We start from the raw sequence: 16,007 nt of genomic DNA on the forward strand, positions 1-16,007 counted from the left end.
CAAAAGGATATTTTGCCATACAAATAACGACCCCCAAAAGTTAGATTTTTTGGTCTAACTTTTGGGGGTCGCTTCATTTGGCAGTACTTTTTTAGTTAGGAAAGAAACATGCGATCCCGACAATCGCTAGATTGCTAAGAAAGTTGACTGCTTCATTTGTGATCAAAGCATAGCCATGCACTTTTTTCGTTGGCTGCTGGTGATGGCTTTTTTGTTCGGTAAATTGATGACAAACCGTGCATTGGTAACGTACTTGAATCGTTGCTCCCAATAAACTATCGATTATACTACCGCTAAATCCTAACAAGAGTACCCAAATCAATGCTGTCAAAGAGAGCGGTTGGCCGCTGAGCCAGAGACAGATCGCCAGAAGTAAAACGATACCGCCGCTGCCCGCAAAAGAAGCAATGGTACCTAGGAGGCTGACACCGCCAGAAAGACCCGCAGGTAATTTTTTTCCCGTTAAGAGATTTCGGGGTGCCTTTTTGCTCAAAACACCGATCTCTGATCCCCAAGTGTCGGCGGTACAGCTAGCGATCCCGACAATAAATGCCCAGAGATAGTTCTCATTGTTGAAAGAGGCGTAACCGATCAATGCCAATAAACTAGGCGATAAATTAGCCAGCACTTGGATGGCATCGCGGCGCGCACCTTTGATCACCAGATCATCGGCTGAGTTTTTTTTCTTTAAGTGATTGATGATCCCAGAGCTGGCAAAAAAGAAACCAACTAAAAAGATACTGAACCAAGGTCCCAAAGCAATGATGATCGTCCCACTTAAGGCAGCTGCTAAAGCACCGGATAAAGACAACCACTGCAAAATAAAAGCGGATCCTGCTACAAACGCACTACAGATCAGTCCCAGTAAAAATTGATAGAAAAAGACCACAGCTTCCACCTCGCTTTTTTCATCAGTTTAGCATAAAGCAAACTTGTATGTAGCTTTTTTTCGTTGCTGACAGCATTTTGCTCGTCAAATGAGAGCGTTTCATTTAAGCTTAGACTAAGAGGTGAGTGTATGAAAATCGTGATCATCGGCGGTTCATTCGGAGGGATCAGCTGCGCCATCGAAGCACGCAAAATCTATCCAGAATCTGAAATCGTATTGATTGAAAAAAAAGCCCATATCGGGTTTATTCCCAGCGGGATGCTACTGTATTTAGAAGGCAAGATTCCTTCGTTGCAAGACGCATTCTTTTGCTCCAAGGAACAGCTTGAGCAGTTGGACATTCAAGTAGCATTGCAAGAAACAATGTTGAAACTTGATCCTAAGAACCATTTCGTTCAAACAGATCAGCGCAGAATCGCTTATGATCGGTTGATCTTAGCAGCAGGATCTGCACAAGAATCAGAAATTCTCTTACCGATGAATGAAGCCGCATTGACCTATAAAGATTACGGCGCTGCCAAGCAATTTATTCAGGAATTAGATCAGGCAGAAACGATTACGATCGTTGGGGCTGGACAAGCAGGTATGGAAGCAGCCAACACATTAACGACGCTAGGAAAACAAGTCCAACTAGTGGAATCAATGACGTATCCTTTATTCAAATATTTTGATCAATCGTTTCTGGCTCCTTTTTTAGATGAATTAGCACAAATAAAAAATCTGCAGCTTTATCTGGCAGAACCTACCATTGCCATTGAATCCACGGAAACAGGCTTCCGAGTGGAGACCGCCAATCGGACATTGCTCAGCGCGCTTGCATTGACGACCGTCAATGTCCGACCGCGGCCGCACCCAGCATTTCAGCAGCTGCGCTTGCACAGTGATCATACGATTTGGACGGATGCTTATTTGGAAACTTCCGAAAAGGGTATTTTTGCTGTCGGTGACTTGATTCAGATCTACAGTCCAATTACACGGGATACGGCTTATATGCCATTAGTAAACAATGCAGTTCGTTCCGGAATCGCTGCTGCGCATAATTTGCAAGAGAAAAAAGAACCTTTTCGCGGCGGCTTACGGACAGTGGGAACCCATCTGTTTGGCTGGTATCTGGCTAGTACAGGAATGACTGAATCAGATCGCTTCTTTTATGAACAAGAAATTACCGTCAAAAAATTTACCGCTAAAGCTTCATTAGTAGATGACACACCGATCCACGGGAAACTGATCATTGCCAAGACAAGCGGGCAAGTATTGGGCGCTCAGTTACTGTCAAAGTACAATCTCTTAGAAAAAATCAACCTGCTGGCATTTGCCATTGAAAAGGAGAGCACATTGTCAGAGTTAGCGCAAAAAGATTTCTTTTTTCATCCTCATTTTACTGATGTCTTTGAACTGTCCAATGCGATTGCTTTAGGAAGTGCTGCCAATGAAATTTGAACAATTATTAGAAAAAAAAGAAGCCAAGCAATTACAGCTACTGAAAAAGCTGCTTCTAGTTGGAGGTAAACTAGAGCTTCATGAGATGGCTGCTTACCTTAGGATCAGCAAACCATCCTTAGAAAAATATGTTGATGAGTTATTTCTATATTTAGCTCCTTATTCTGATCAATGCCATCTTTTTTATCAAGGTTCATCATTAGTTCTAGAAACGAGCCCAGAGTTCTCGTTGAATCAGATTGAATATGTGTTCTACCACTCGTCGATCAAATTTCAAGTGCTGGAACATGTATTGATCAATCAAGAAATCGCCACGATTCCGTTAGCGCAAAAATTAATGATTAGTGAATCCTCCCTGTTTCGCAAAATCAAAGAATTGAATCAAGTGTTGGCAGAATTCGGATTAGAGATTTGGCAGGGGAAACTCATGGGGGAAGAAGCTCAGATTCGCTATTTTTATTTTCAGCTGCTTTGGTACTTAAATTCTTTCAAGAGTCAGCCATTACCGATTGATACAAAATTTGTGGGACTGATCGCTCGTGGGCTCAATCTGACCTTTACCGAGGAAGCACAGCAACGGGTCAGTTTGTGGCTGAAGATCATGAAGTATCGTTTAAAAGCGCCCGGACAATCGTTTCAAAGACTACGGGAAAACATGGCATTTTATGAGAAAGATCCATTGTATCAGCAACTGCGGGAACTTGTCTTTCGCAGTTTTGGGCATTATGCACTGGAAGTTCGTGAAGAAGAGGCGATGCTCCATTTTGTTTTCTTGCTTTCCTTTTCCGTTTTCTCTGAACAAGATTTTCGCCAGTACATGCTGCAACGCTCCCGATTTACGCCGACAGCACTTACCGATACGCTGATCTTGGAACATATCCTGCATTTGTATCGACCGGCTGTCCCGCAAGAAATCGAAGCCAATTGTTATTTTCATCTTTCTCAGATCCATAGTCGTTTGTATTTTTTCAAAGGAGATGTCGAAGTTTTTGATCGAGAAAATATTTGGCAATTAGAAGCAAAACTCTCAAGTCGTAATATTCGCCAGATCAGTGAACGTTTATTGAATACTGCTGTACAAGAAATGAAGCTGGAAGCATCAGAAGAAAATACATTGTATATGATGACCATGGTCAAATATTTGAGTGTCCTGACGATCATTGATTACCAAATCAATCGGGAATTTCGGGTAGGCATCGCGTTGAATATGGATGCACTTTTCAAAGAGGCAGTCTTTTATATGTGGCTGCTGTACTTAAAAAATTTGAATGGGGTCGTCGTTGAGCGCTATGCTAAAGAACAAGACTATGATCTGATCTTGACGAATTATCCGATTGAAACATCGATTCCTACATATCGGATCAGTGAGTTAGGGACGACTTACGATCGAGAAAAAATCAAAAAGATGATTCGCGAACGCTTCAACTAATGGCGTTTTTCCAGATTTCGTCAATTTCTTAGAAAATCTCTAAAAAGTTGACGAGATCACTACAGGTAATTCGAGTAAGATAAATGTAAGAAAACGGTATCAAAAGAATAAATCAACCATTTAAAAGGAGAGAGAAACATGGCAGAGAAAAACTATATTATGGCAATCGATCAAGGAACTACAAGCTCAAGAGCAATTATTTTTGACCGCAACGGACAAAATGTCGGTAGTTCGCAAAAGGAATTTCCCCAATATTTTCCAAAATCTGGTTGGGTAGAACACAATGCCAATGAAATCTGGAACTCTGTTCAATCAGTTATCGCGGGAGCCTTTATCGAATCTGGGATTCGACCTGAAGCAATCGCCGGAATCGGGATTACCAACCAACGGGAAACAACAGTTGTTTGGGATAAAAATACCGGTCAACCGATCGCCAATGCGATCGTTTGGCAATCGCGCCAATCTTCTCCGATTGCTGACCAATTGAAAGCCGACGGACATACAGACATGATCCATGAAAAGACAGGGTTAGTGATCGATGCTTACTTCTCTGCTACGAAAATCCGCTGGCTGCTTGATAATGTGGAAGGTGCACAAGAAAAAGCAGAGAATGGGGATCTACTATTCGGTACCATTGATTCGTGGCTTGTCTGGAAACTGACAGATGGGCAAGTCCATGTGACGGATTACTCCAATGCGAGTCGGACCATGCTTTATAACATCCATCGTTTAGAATGGGATCAAGAAATTTTGGATTTGTTAAATATTCCAGCATCCATGTTGCCGGAAGTCAAAAGCAACTCCGAAGTTTACGGCCATACTCGCAGCTATCATTTTTATGGCAGTGAAGTACCGATTGCTGGGATGGCAGGGGACCAACAGGCTGCTCTCTTTGGGCAAATGGCTTTTGAAAAAGGCATGATCAAAAATACGTACGGTACAGGGGCGTTTATCGTTATGAATACCGGAGAGGAACCACAATTATCCGACAATGATCTGTTGACCACGATCGGCTATGGAATCAATGGTAAAGTATACTACGCATTGGAAGGTAGTATTTTTGTTGCCGGCTCAGCGATCCAATGGTTGCGGGATGGCTTACGTATGATCGAGACGTCTCCGCAATCTGAAGAATTAGCGGCAAAAGCGACTGGCGACAATGAAGTCTATGTCGTACCAGCCTTTACGGGATTAGGTGCACCTTATTGGGATTCTGATGCTCGGGGAGCAGTTTTTGGCTTGACCCGCGGGACAACGAAAGAAGACTTCGTGCGGGCGACTTTGCAGGCTGTCGCTTATCAATCGAAGGATGTCATCGATACCATGAAAAAAGATTCAGGGATCGATATCCCATTGTTGAAAGTGGATGGCGGGGCTGCTAAAAATGATCTTTTGATGCAATTCCAAGCAGATATCTTAGATATTGAAGTACAACGGGCAGCCAATCTTGAAACGACAGCACTGGGGGCGGCTTATTTAGCTGGCTTGGCCGTCGGCTTCTGGAAAGACCTCGACGAATTGAAAGCAATGGCAGAAGATGGTCAACTCTTTACACCAGAAATGCCAGCTGATGAACGTGAGAACCTTTATGAAGGATGGAAACAAGCAGTGGCAGCGACTCAGATGTTTAAATTCAAAGTGAAGAAAGAAGGCGAGTAAGCCATGACTTTTTCTTATAAAGATCGGCAACAAGCCCTAGCAGAAGCAAAAAATACGACCTATGATGTATTGATCATTGGTGGCGGAATCACTGGTGCTGGAGTCGCCGTGCAAACGGCAGCTGCCGGCATGAAAACGATTTTGGTAGAAATGCAGGATTTTGCTGAAGGAACCTCCTCTCGTTCGACGAAACTGGTTCATGGGGGCATCCGCTATTTGAAAACATTTGATGTCGAAGTTGTGGCAGATACAGTGAGGGAACGAGCGATCGTGCAACAGATCGCTCCCCATATTCCTAAACCAGATCCCATGCTTTTACCTATCTACGATGAGCCCGGTGCAACCTTCAATCTTTTTTCTGTCAAGATTGCCATGGATTTGTATGATCGTCTGGCAAATGTAACAGATAGTAAATATGCCAATTATACGTTGACGAAAGAAGAAGTATTGGAACGAGAACCGCAACTGCAACATGAGAACTTGACCGGAGGCGGAGTCTATCTGGATTTCCGCAACAACGATGCCCGTTTAGTGATCGAAAATATCAAACGGGCCCATCAAGATGGTGCTGCAATGATCAGCAAAGCCAAAGTTGTCGGTATGCTTCATGATGAACAAGGAAAAATCAATGGTGTTCAAGTAGAAGATCAATTAACGAAAGAACAATTCGCCATCCATGCGAAAGTTGTGATCAATACCACTGGACCATGGTCTGATATCGTTCGAGAATTAGATAGCAATGATAACTTACCGCCGCAAATGCGCCCAACCAAAGGTGTCCATTTAGTGGTGGATCGTGAAAAGCTGAAAGTACCTCAGCCAACTTATTTTGATACTGGCAAGAATGATGGTCGGATGGTTTTTGTGGTTCCTAGGGAGAACAAGACGTATTTTGGTACGACAGATACGGATTACACGGGCGATTTTTCCCATCCGACTGTTACGCAAGAAGACGTCGATTATCTTTTAGAGATCATCAACCATCGCTTTCCAGAAGCTGCGATCCAACTGGATGATATTGAAGCTAGCTGGGCGGGGTTACGCCCGCTGATCACGGCTAATGGCGGTTCTGATTACAACGGCGGAGCTAAGAGCAAACTTTCGGATGAAAGCTTTGATCAAATCGTGCAAACTGTAGAAGCGTATTTGGACGATCACCGCAAACGCCCGCAAGTCGAAAGGGCGATCAAACAAGCAGAGGAACGTCTAGAAGCCAGCAGTGTGGATCCTTCACAAGTTTCTCGGGGCAGCAGCTTGGAAATGTCTCAAGACGGACTGTTGACACTGGCCGGGGGCAAGATTACAGATTATCGGTTAATGGCTGAAGGCGCCGTCAAACGAATCAATGAATTACTGGCTGCAAAAGGGCAGCAGTTTGAATTAGTGGATTCCACGCGTTATCCGGTGTCTGGCGGCGAAATTGATCCGACCAATGTCGAGGACGAACTGGCGCAATTGGCGAAAACCGCCGAAGCTGCCGGTTTTTCCCCTGAAGATGCGCGATACTTGGCCGATCTTTACGGTTCAAACTTACCGATAGTCCTTACCTATAAAACCACGTTTGCGGGGCTGGACGAAAAAGAAAGCACGGCATTGAATTATGCCTTGCAAGAAGAACTGGTTCTGACCCCTGTGGATTATTTATTGCGACGAACCAATCATGTTCTCTTTATGCGAGATACGTTGGATCAGATCAAAGTTGGTGTGATCGATGCAATGGCGGATTATTTTGAATGGACAGCTGCAGACAAGCAAATGTATGCCGAAGAATTGGATCAAGTAATTGCGGAATCAGATTTGAGTGCCTTAAAAGGAGGAGAATGATATGAGTGATGCAACACAAATCTTTAGTGAATTTCTGGGAACGGCAATTTTAGTTTTACTGGGGGATGGTGTTTGTGCGGCAGTCAACCTTAAAAAGAGTAAAGCAGAAGCTTCCGGCTGGATCGTGATCGCGACAGGCTGGGCAACAGCTGTGACGATTGCTGTTTATGCCTCTGGTTTCATGGGACCTGCCCATTTGAACCCTGCTGTAACGTTGGGAATGGCAATGACGGGTAATTTTTCTTGGGGATTGGCGGTACCTTTCATGTTAGCACAGTTAGCAGGCGGGATCGTCGGTGCAATTCTTGTTTGGCTCAATTACTTGCCGTTATGGGATGAAACAGAAGATCAAGGCGCTATTTTAGGGACATTTGCCACTGGACCTGCCGTTCGTAACTTAGCCGCGAATACGATGACCGAAGTGATCGGTACGTTTGTTTTAGTATTTGGCTTGTTGGCATTTGGTGCAAATACCTTTACGGATGGCTTGAACCCAATCGTAGTCGGAATCTTGATTTTGGCGATCGGTCTTTCTTTAGGCGGACCGACAGGATATGCCATCAACCCAGCTCGAGATTTAGGTCCGCGGATCGCCCATCAAATTTTGCCCATCAAAAATAAAGGAACATCTGACTGGGGATATGCGTTTGTACCAATCATTGGACCTTTTATCGGTGCAGCATTGGCAGCCGGACTATTCATGATTTTACCGCTCTAATTGACTCATTGATCTTTTAAACGATAGCGATCTGCTAGATGGCTATCGTTTCTTTTTTTTGATAAATTCCTTCGTTTGATTGAATTCTTCCAGCGAAAGTGGTTAAATAAAGAAGCTGAAAAAAGAGCAAAGGAGCATGTATGTGAAAAAAATTTTGCGTGTTTGTTTATGGCTTGTCGGTATTCTAGTAACACTAGCACTAGTCGTACTGATTGCTTTTCAAGTGTCGCCTCGTCCAGGGGCCTATCTGATTGGAAAAATGTTTAATGACGAGGTGAAGATCACAGATGAAACCGCGTATCAAAAAAGTTTGCCTCATGTGACGGTAAAAAATGATCTGACCTATACTTCTGACTATGATCGTAGTACATTTGACCTCTATTATCCCCAAGGTGCTTCGAAAGTACCAGTTGTTTTCTGGGTGCATGGTGGTGGTTACGTCGGTGGTGATAAGGAAGGGGCCAAAGAATTTGCGACCTACTTAGCAGATCGCGGACAAGTGGCAGTGGTTTCATTGAACTATGAGTGGGCTCCTAGTCTAGAATACCCAGGGCAAGTCAAACAAATCAATCAAGCCTATCAATCGATCAAGAAAGAGGCAGCGCAATATCCAATGTTAGACTTTAAAAAAGTCATTTTTGGTGGAGACTCTGCCGGCTCACAGATTGCTGGGCAATTCTTAGCGATCCAAACCAATTCGGATTACGCCAAAGATATGAAGATGACGCAAGTGATCCCATCAGGAGATATAAAAGGATTCATTTCTTATTGCGGACCTGTTGACTTGAAGCAAATGGCTCATCAAACTTCTGATGATCGCTTCATGAAATTCTTTGTTAAAACAGTCGCGTGGTCTTTATTAGGAACCAAAGATTGGAAAAACAGTAAGGAATTGCAGCAAGTGTCATTAGTCAATAAATTGACCAAAGAACTTCCGCCAACCTATATCACGGATGGCAATGCCTATTCTTTCCAGGATCAAGGAATCGCTTTTGATCAGAAGCTTCAAGAGCTAGATGTGCCAGTTAAATCTCTCTTTTACAAAGATGTTCCTGAGGCAGTCAATCATGAATACCAATTTGATTATTCGCTAGAAGAATCAAAGAAATGTTTGGATGAAACCCTCGACTTCCTTAAAAATGTGATGCTGTAAGGCTTCAAAACGCGAAAAAAAGTTGACCCTAATAAAAGGTCAACTTTTTTTAATCTCCTAGACCGATGAAATAGTCATCATCTTTCATTGCTTCTACCGTTCCTAATAGATAGCCATTCCCCACTTGAGAGAAGAAATCGTGATTGCTGGTTCCGGTAGAGATACCATTCATTACGATCGGATTGACATCATTGGCCGTATCTGGAAACAGGGGATCTTGGCCTAAGTTCATCAATGCTTTGTTTGCATTGTAGCGCAAGAAGGTTTTGACTTCTTCCGTCCAGCCGATCGCGTCATACAATTCTTCGGTGTACCGTTCTTCATTTTCATACAATTCATACAACAAATCGTACATCCAGTCCTTCAAACGCTGTTGTTCTTCTTCAGGAAGCTCATTGAAACCTAATTGGAATTTGTAGCCGATATACGTTCCATGTACCGATTCATCACGGATAATCAGTTTAATGATCTCTGCAACGTTAGCCAATTTATTATTGCCTAAATAATAGAGCGGTGTATAAAAACCGGAATAAAAAAGAAACGTTTCTAGAAAAACACTCGCAATTTTCTTTTCAAGGGGAGTCCCGTTCTTATAGATCTCATTGATACGTTCTGCTTTTTTTTGCAGATAGGGATTCGTATTGGTCCATTCAAAGATTTCATCGATCTCGGCTTTTGTATTCAATGTGCTAAAGATAGAAGAATAACTTTTGGCATGGACAGATTCCATGAATTGAATATTGTTCAAAACAGCTTCTTCATGGGGCGTGCGTACGTCTTTACGCAGCTGATCCATTCCGCTTTCTGATTGAACCGTATCGAGCAGTGTTAGCCCGCCAAATACATAACCAACCGTTGTTTTTTCTAGATCTGAAAGTGTCCGCCAATCATCTAAATCATTGGATAATGGAATACGCGTATCTAGCCAGAATTGTTCTGTCAGCTTTTCCCAAGTTGATTTATCGATGATGTCTTCAATCGCATTCCAGTTGATTGCTTCATAATAAGTTTTGCCCATCTTAGGTTCCTCCAATAGTAGTCTTGATACCAGAGACAAGAACAAAAGGAGCCTACCTGATTGTCAGTCGCAAATGCCTTCAACCTTTCGGGAGGATCTCTAATCCATCTCGATCATGCTTTGGTGAAGACATTTGATTCAATCAGGTAGTTTTTTTGTTCTTAGTCAGTGCTTAGCTTAGCGTGCGTGATTAAATCACACAGCTTTCGCATTGATTGCTGCCGATTTCTTCTGCGTCATCCGTAAAGGTCCGTACATAATAAATCGATTTGATCCCTTTATGGAACGCATAATGACGCAGAATGTTCAAGTCACGGGTTGTCTGTTTACTGGTTTCTTTCCATTCATAGAGCCCTTCTGGAATATCTGAGCGCATGAAGAGGGTCATACTCATTCCTTGATCCACGTGTTTTTGTGCAGTTGCATAAACATCGATAACTTTACGCATATCCATATCATAGGCTGAGCGATAGTAACCAATCGTATCATTGCTCAAGTAAGGTGCAGGATAGTAAATCTTCCCAATTTTCTTTTCTTGCCGTTCTTCGATCATTCGTGTGATTGGATGGATACTCGCACTTGTATCATTGATATAAGAGATAGAACCATTTGGCGCAACGGCTAAACGGTTTTGGTGGTACAAGCCGTCTTTTTTGACTGCTTCTGCCAATGCGGCCCAATCTTCTCCAGAAGGAATAAAGACACCGTCGAACAACGCTTTGATTTTGTCTGATTTTGGTTGGTAATCCCCTGTGATATAGTCTGTGAAATAGCTGCCATCCGCATAAGCTGATTTCTCAAAGTTATGGAACACTTCGCCCCGTTCTTTGGCGATGTTATTGCTTTCTACAAGTGTCCAGTAGTTGAGCAACATAAAGTATAAGTCTGTGAATTCTAATGATTCAGGAGAACCATATTCCATTTGATTCTTCGCAAAATAGGTATGCAAGCCCATTGCACCTAAACCAATCGTATGGTTCAACGCATTTCCATTTTGAATAGAAGGAACAACGTCGATGTCAGAAGCATCTGTAACAAAAGTCAATGCGCGGGTCATGGCACGGACGGATTTTCCAAAATCAGGACTGTCCATCAAATTGACGATGTTTGTTGAACCAAGATTGCAACTAATGTCGGTGCCAAGCACTTCATATTCTTGTTTGCCGTTGATTACAGAAGGTTCTTGAACTTGCAGGATCTCTGAACAAAGGTTACTCATAATGATTTTGCCATCGATTGGGTTGGAACGATTGGCGGTATCAATATTGATGATGTAAGGATAGCCAGATTCTTGCTGCAATTTCGAAATTTCATTTTCAAGGTCCCGAGCTTTGATTTTTGTTTTACGAATGTTAGGATTCATGACTAAATTGTCGTATTCTTTTGTGATGTCGATGTAAGAGAACGGAATACCGTATTCTTTTTCGACACTGTATGGGCTGAATAAATACATGTCTTCATTTTTACGGGTCAATTCATAGAATTTATCAGGAACGATCACACCAAGAGAAAGAGTCTTGACCCGGATTTTTTCATCCGCATTTTCTTTTTTGGCAGATAGGAAACTGATGATGTCTGGATGGAACACGTTGAGATAAACGACACCAGCACCTTGCCGCTGCCCGAGTTGATTGGAGTAGCTAAAGCTATCTTCGAACAATTTCATGACCGGCATCACACCACTGGCAGCGCCTTCGTAGCCTTTGATTGGCGCACCAGCTTCCCGTAGGTTAGACAACGTGATTCCCACGCCGCCGCCGATTCGAGAAAGTTGCAATGCGGAATTGATCCCCCGACCGATTGCGTTCATATCGTCGGTCAACTGGATCAGGAAACAAGAAACCAATTCGCCTCGACGTTTGCGGCCAGCATTCAAAAAAGAAGGTGTTGCCGGCTGATAACGCTGATAGATCATTTCATCAGCCAAAGCCAAAGCTAATTCTTCATCTCCATCTGCAAAATAGAGGGCATTGAATGCTACACGGTCCTCATAGCTTTCCAAATAGGCTGTTCCATCATTAGTTTTCAATGCATATTGAGAATAAAATTTGTACGCTGCCATGAAGGACTTGAAGGTAAAATGCTGTTCCGACAGAAACTGATAAAGTTCTTCGATAAACGCAGGACGATACTTACGAATGAAAGCTTCTTCTAAGTAGTCATGTTCAATCAAGTAATCGATTTTGTCAGTGACTGAATCGAAAGTCATCGTATTTGGCTCAACATTTTCTTTGAAAAAAGCCGCCAGGGCTTCTTTATCTTTGTGTAGAGGGATCTGTCCATCAACGGGGCGGTTGATTTCATTGTTCAATTTAAAATAGCTTACATCTTTGATTTCTTTCAAGCTCATAAAAAGCAACCTCTTTCCTTGTTTTGATCGTATAAAAAAGGATCTGCAGGTCTTGACGACTGACAAATCCTCCAAAAACACATTGGTTAAGTTACTGCTTAGCTGGCCAATTGACGTAATTGATCCGGACGGAAGCCAATGATTGTTTGTGCATCAGAAGTGATGATCGGAACGCTTTGGAATCCTTGTTCTTTCAAAAACTCAATTGCTTCAGGCTGGTTGTCAATATTGATTTCTTCAAAAGAAATATGATTATCGCTTAAAAAGCGTTTTGCCATTTTACATTGCATACAGTTGTTTTTTGAAAATAGTTTAATATTCATAATGATTTCCTCCGAGTCAGTAGTAGTTATAAATCTAGTATAAATAAGTCTTGGAGAAAGTCAACGGAAAAACACTATATCTAGTGCTTGTGAAAATTACATACACAATTTATAGTGTTTAGCCAGTTTTTATACAGCCAAAAAAAGCTGATTTTTCCTAGAAAATCGCGATTTATAGCCAAAAAGATCCGAGAATATGCAATGGATGTGAGTAAAAAAAAATCGAATTGTGAACGAACTTTCAAGTTCCTCTGTGAAACAGATTGACTTTAGTCCTAAATCGCTCTATTATAATGATAATCATTCTCAATTGAACGAATAAATAATAGGAATCTTTCACAAGAGGAGGAAGAAAGCATGAAAATGGCGCAAACAGAGGCTTCCAGAATATACCAAATCGAAGCGATCACGACACCAAAGAACGTCACGGCGCATTTAAATGATTTGGGTCTTCGGGTAGGCGTTGACATTCTCATGGTTCAAAAAAACTGTAAAAGCGGCATCATCTTGCATCGGGACAACCGGATCGCATTGGATGCCAGCGTCATGGAGCAGATTGACGTGTCCGAAAGACAACAGCAGACGGTTTTGACTTCTCTAGATCAATTACATGTAGGAGAGCAGGGCAAGGTGGTAAAAATTGCAACGACTGGTGCTTTGCGGCGGCGATTGATGGATATGGGGATCACCAAGAATGTGCCGATTCATATCGTGAAACTAGCGCCACTAGGTGATCCGATCGAGATTCGCTTAAGAGGGTATGAATTGTCGCTGAGAAAACAAGAAGCAGCTTTCGTCTTTGTTGAAAAAGGAGTAGAGGAATGACCTATCAATTCGCATTAGTCGGCAATCCCAATAGCGGCAAAACTAGCACCTTCAACCAACTGACGGGGGCCAAGCAAACCGTTGGGAACTGGCCGGGAGTGACAGTCGAACGAAAATCAGGAAAGCTCCGTAAAGCCAAAGAAATCACGATCCAGGATTTGCCGGGTATCTATTCATTGTCTCCTTATACTCCTGAAGAAGTGATCTCGAGAAATTATTTGGCAGAAGCCCCCATCGATGCGGTTTTAGATATCGTTGATGGAACGAACTTGGAGCGGAATCTCTACCTCACTTTACAATTGTTGGAAATGGGTCTGCCTACAATAGTGGGAATCAATATGATCGATCTTTTAAAGCGCAAAGGGATCCAGATCAACTTTGAGAAGCTAGCCTATGGCTTAGGCGTACCGGTTGTGGGAATCAGTGCCTTGAAACAACAGGGACTGAATAAGCTGATCGATGCTGCAAAGAAAAGAGCAGGAAATGGTCAGTCAAGCGTCATCTACGATTCACGTTTAGAGGCGGCTTTAGCAGAGATCATTGGTCTATTGCCAACTGAAATTCCCGAGAGCAAACGACGCTGGATTGCTGTCAAGCTGTTTGAAGGTGACGAATTGATTCGTCAACAAGTCGCTTTGACTCCGAGCGATGAAAAAGAATTAGCGGAAATCATTAAAATCACGGAAATGATTTTTGATGAGCAAAGCGATGCAATTATAGTAAACGAACGGTATGGATTCATTCAACAATTGTTAGCTTTAGCAACAGTCAAGGAAGAAGAGTACCGCTTGTCCTTAAGCGACAAAATCGACCGTGTGTTGACCCACCGCCTACTGGCACTACCGATTTTTGCCCTTTTCATGTGGGGAATCTACTTCTTATCCATCCAATCGATCGGTACGATGGGCACCGACTGGGTCAATGATGTCCTGTTTGGCAGCTTAGTCCCGGATATTCTGCAGCAGCTGATGAACCAATGGCAAGTAGCCCAATGGCTGCAGGAATTGATCCAAGATGGGATCGTGGCGGGTGTCGGGGCTGTCCTTGGATTTGTTCCACAAATTTTTGTGCTCTTTTTCTGCTTGGCGTTATTAGAAGATTGCGGCTACATGGCACGCATCGCTTTTGTGATGGATCGCTTGTTCCGCAAGTTTGGTTTGTCAGGAAAGTCTTTCATTCCGATGCTGATCGCTACTGGCTGTGGTGTACCTGGGGTCATGGCCAGCCGGACTATTGAAAATGAAAAAGATCGCCGTTTGACGGTCATGGTCACGACATTTATGCCTTGTTCTGCAAAGCTGCCGATCATTGCACTGATTTCCGGGGCGTTCTTTCCCAGCAGTTCATGGGTCGCACCTTCTGCGTATTTCATTGGGATGGGGGCCATTATTTTATCAGGTATCGCATTGAAAAAGACTGCTCTCTTTGCCGGCGACCCAGCACCCTTCATCATGGAGCTGCCTGCCTATCATTTGCCGCAACTAGGAACCGTGTTGAAAAGTGCGATTGATCGGGCCGTAGCCTTCATCAAAAAAGCCGGAACGATCATCTTCGTTGCATGTATCTTTATCTGGTTTACTTCTAGCTACAACTTTACCTTTGATCGAGTGGGGGAAGAAGAAAGCATCTTAGCCTTTTTCGGCCGTTTGTTAGCACCGATTTTTGCGCCACTAGGCTGGGGCACTTGGCGAGGTGCCGTGGCGACCATTACAGGATTGGTGGCAAAAGAAAATGTCATCGGGACTTTTGGGATTTTGTACGGCCAAAGTGGGGTTTCTGAAACCGGTACAGAGATCTGGCAAGTGCTGCGAGGCGATTACACCCCAGTAGCCGCCTACTCCTTTTTGATTTTTAACTTATTGTGTGCCCCTTGTTTTGCGGCCATCGGCGCGATCCATCGTGAAATGGGGGATAGCAAGTGGACTTGGTTGGCTATTAGTTACCAGTGTGGACTGGCTTATTGTGCAAGTCTGATTGTTTACCAATTCGGGCATATCTTCTTTGAAGGAGGGCAACTGACAGTAGGAACCTTGGCAGCGTTGATTGTTCTTGGTTTGTTGCTGTTTGCTCTGATAAAGAGACCCCAACAAAAAAATTCACCACTATTACAAGTAGTCGGAGAAGTAGTAGGAGGCGAAAAATGATTGCAACGATTCTTTTAAGTCTAGTGATCTTTGGCTATGCAGGAAAAGTGCTTTATCGAATGGTCAAAAAAGGCAGTTGTTCTGATTGCCATCAAAGCTGTCCAGTAAAGCAAGAAGAGAAAATCTAAAAATTATCCATGAATCTAACGCCAGTTTTATGGCTCTATAATTTATGGGACTGATGAATCAGAATTGATTCTTCAGCCCCATTTTTATTTTAGGTATTAAAAAACAT

General features: G+C 43.0%; 13 protein-coding genes. 9 read left to right on the top strand and 4 right to left on the bottom strand.

Going from position 1 to position 16,007, the window contains the following annotated elements; all coding sequences use genetic code 11:
* Window positions 1-91: 91 nt before the first annotated feature.
* Window positions 92-889, bottom strand: coding sequence for a DUF92 domain-containing protein (locus tag AB5Z52_RS12635; RefSeq protein WP_103300579.1), 798 nt, complete (start codon window positions 887-889; stop codon window positions 92-94).
* Window positions 890-1,018: 129 nt separating this feature from the next.
* Between AB5Z52_RS12635 and AB5Z52_RS12640 the strand changes: the two genes are divergently transcribed.
* The 6 genes from AB5Z52_RS12640 (at window position 1,019) to AB5Z52_RS12665 (ending at window position 9,112) form a co-directional block, all read left to right on the top strand.
* A complete protein-coding gene (locus tag AB5Z52_RS12640; protein ID WP_003127400.1) occupies window positions 1,019-2,329 on the top strand; it encodes an FAD/NAD(P)-binding oxidoreductase in 1,311 nt (436 codons plus the stop codon).
* Window positions 2,319-3,758 carry a helix-turn-helix domain-containing protein gene (locus tag AB5Z52_RS12645; protein ID WP_113850144.1) on the top strand — a complete coding sequence of 480 codons (1,440 nt, stop codon included), beginning with the start codon at window positions 2,319-2,321 and terminating at the stop codon, window positions 3,756-3,758. The genes AB5Z52_RS12640 and AB5Z52_RS12645 overlap by 11 nt, the downstream gene beginning before the upstream one ends.
* 138 nt (window positions 3,759-3,896) lie before the next feature.
* Window positions 3,897-5,417 carry a glycerol kinase GlpK gene (gene glpK, locus AB5Z52_RS12650; RefSeq protein WP_003127402.1) on the top strand — a complete coding sequence of 507 codons (1,521 nt, stop codon included), beginning with the start codon at window positions 3,897-3,899 and terminating at the stop codon, window positions 5,415-5,417.
* A gap of 3 nt (window positions 5,418-5,420) precedes the next feature.
* A complete protein-coding gene (gene glpO / locus AB5Z52_RS12655) occupies window positions 5,421-7,241 on the top strand; it encodes a type 1 glycerol-3-phosphate oxidase (protein ID WP_287041979.1) in 1,821 nt (606 codons plus the stop codon).
* 1 nt (window position 7,242) lies between these two features.
* Complete coding sequence (locus tag AB5Z52_RS12660) at window positions 7,243-7,959, top strand: MIP/aquaporin family protein (protein WP_003127404.1); 717 nt, start codon at window positions 7,243-7,245, stop codon at window positions 7,957-7,959.
* A gap of 136 nt (window positions 7,960-8,095) precedes the next feature.
* Window positions 8,096-9,112, top strand: a complete 1,017-nt coding sequence (locus tag AB5Z52_RS12665; RefSeq protein WP_041120415.1) for an alpha/beta hydrolase — start codon at window positions 8,096-8,098, stop codon at window positions 9,110-9,112.
* 49 nt (window positions 9,113-9,161) lie between these two features.
* Here AB5Z52_RS12665 and nrdF read toward each other — a convergent pair whose 3' ends face one another.
* The 3 genes from nrdF to nrdH all read right to left on the bottom strand — a co-directional run bounded on the left by nrdF (window position 9,162) and on the right by nrdH (window position 12,803).
* Window positions 9,162-10,130 carry a class 1b ribonucleoside-diphosphate reductase subunit beta gene (gene nrdF / locus AB5Z52_RS12670; RefSeq protein ID WP_003127406.1) on the bottom strand — a complete coding sequence of 323 codons (969 nt, stop codon included), beginning with the start codon at window positions 10,128-10,130 and terminating at the stop codon, window positions 9,162-9,164.
* Between the two features lie 190 nt (window positions 10,131-10,320).
* Complete coding sequence (gene nrdE, locus AB5Z52_RS12675; protein WP_003127407.1) at window positions 10,321-12,480, bottom strand: class 1b ribonucleoside-diphosphate reductase subunit alpha; 2,160 nt, start codon at window positions 12,478-12,480, stop codon at window positions 10,321-10,323.
* Between the two features lie 98 nt (window positions 12,481-12,578).
* A complete protein-coding gene (gene nrdH / locus AB5Z52_RS12680) occupies window positions 12,579-12,803 on the bottom strand; it encodes a glutaredoxin-like protein NrdH (RefSeq protein ID WP_003127409.1) in 225 nt (74 codons plus the stop codon).
* Window positions 12,804-13,160: 357 nt separating this feature from the next.
* On the opposite strand from nrdH, the gene AB5Z52_RS12685 reads away from it, so the two are divergent.
* The 3 genes from AB5Z52_RS12685 to AB5Z52_RS12695 are packed head-to-tail and all read left to right on the top strand — an operon-like array spanning window position 13,161 to window position 15,900.
* Window positions 13,161-13,628: a ferrous iron transport protein A gene (locus AB5Z52_RS12685; protein ID WP_003127410.1), complete on the top strand. Its 468-nt coding sequence runs from the start codon at window positions 13,161-13,163 to the stop codon at window positions 13,626-13,628.
* Window positions 13,625-15,772 (top strand): ferrous iron transport protein B, encoded by a 2,148-nt coding sequence (gene feoB / locus AB5Z52_RS12690; RefSeq protein ID WP_287041972.1) that lies wholly within the window; start codon window positions 13,625-13,627, stop codon window positions 15,770-15,772. The genes AB5Z52_RS12685 and feoB overlap by 4 nt, the downstream gene beginning before the upstream one ends.
* A complete protein-coding gene (locus tag AB5Z52_RS12695) occupies window positions 15,772-15,900 on the top strand; it encodes a FeoB-associated Cys-rich membrane protein (RefSeq protein ID WP_172956424.1) in 129 nt (42 codons plus the stop codon). The genes feoB and AB5Z52_RS12695 overlap by 1 nt, the downstream gene beginning before the upstream one ends.
* Window positions 15,901-16,007 lie beyond the last annotated feature (107 nt).

It is taken from the genome of Enterococcus sp. RTP21361st1_A6_RTP21361_211029, assembly GCF_040910045.1.
Classification (GTDB): Bacteria; Bacillota; Bacilli; order Lactobacillales; family Enterococcaceae; genus Enterococcus_D; species Enterococcus_D gallinarum.

Excerpts from the sequence above, each read along its gene's own strand:
- AB5Z52_RS12640 (WP_003127400.1), top strand. The coding sequence starts at position 1,019 with ATGAAAATCGTGATCATCGGCGGTTCATTCGGAGGGATCAGCTGCGCC.
- AB5Z52_RS12645 (WP_113850144.1), top strand. The coding sequence starts at position 2,319 with ATGAAATTTGAACAATTATTAGAAAAAAAAGAAGCCAAGCAATTACAG.
- glpK (WP_003127402.1), top strand. The coding sequence starts at position 3,897 with ATGGCAGAGAAAAACTATATTATGGCAATCGATCAAGGAACTACAAGC.
- glpO (WP_287041979.1), top strand. The coding sequence starts at position 5,421 with ATGACTTTTTCTTATAAAGATCGGCAACAAGCCCTAGCAGAAGCAAAA.
- AB5Z52_RS12660 (WP_003127404.1), top strand. The coding sequence starts at position 7,243 with ATGAGTGATGCAACACAAATCTTTAGTGAATTTCTGGGAACGGCAATT.
- AB5Z52_RS12665 (WP_041120415.1), top strand. The coding sequence starts at position 8,096 with ATGTATGTGAAAAAAATTTTGCGTGTTTGTTTATGGCTTGTCGGTATT.
- nrdF (WP_003127406.1), bottom strand. The coding sequence starts at position 10,130 with ATGGGCAAAACTTATTATGAAGCAATCAACTGGAATGCGATTGAAGAC.
- nrdE (WP_003127407.1), bottom strand. The coding sequence starts at position 12,480 with ATGAGCTTGAAAGAAATCAAAGATGTAAGCTATTTTAAATTGAACAAT.
- nrdH (WP_003127409.1), bottom strand. The coding sequence starts at position 12,803 with ATGAATATTAAACTATTTTCAAAAAACAACTGTATGCAATGTAAAATG.
- AB5Z52_RS12685 (WP_003127410.1), top strand. The coding sequence starts at position 13,161 with ATGAAAATGGCGCAAACAGAGGCTTCCAGAATATACCAAATCGAAGCG.
- feoB (WP_287041972.1), top strand. The coding sequence starts at position 13,625 with ATGACCTATCAATTCGCATTAGTCGGCAATCCCAATAGCGGCAAAACT.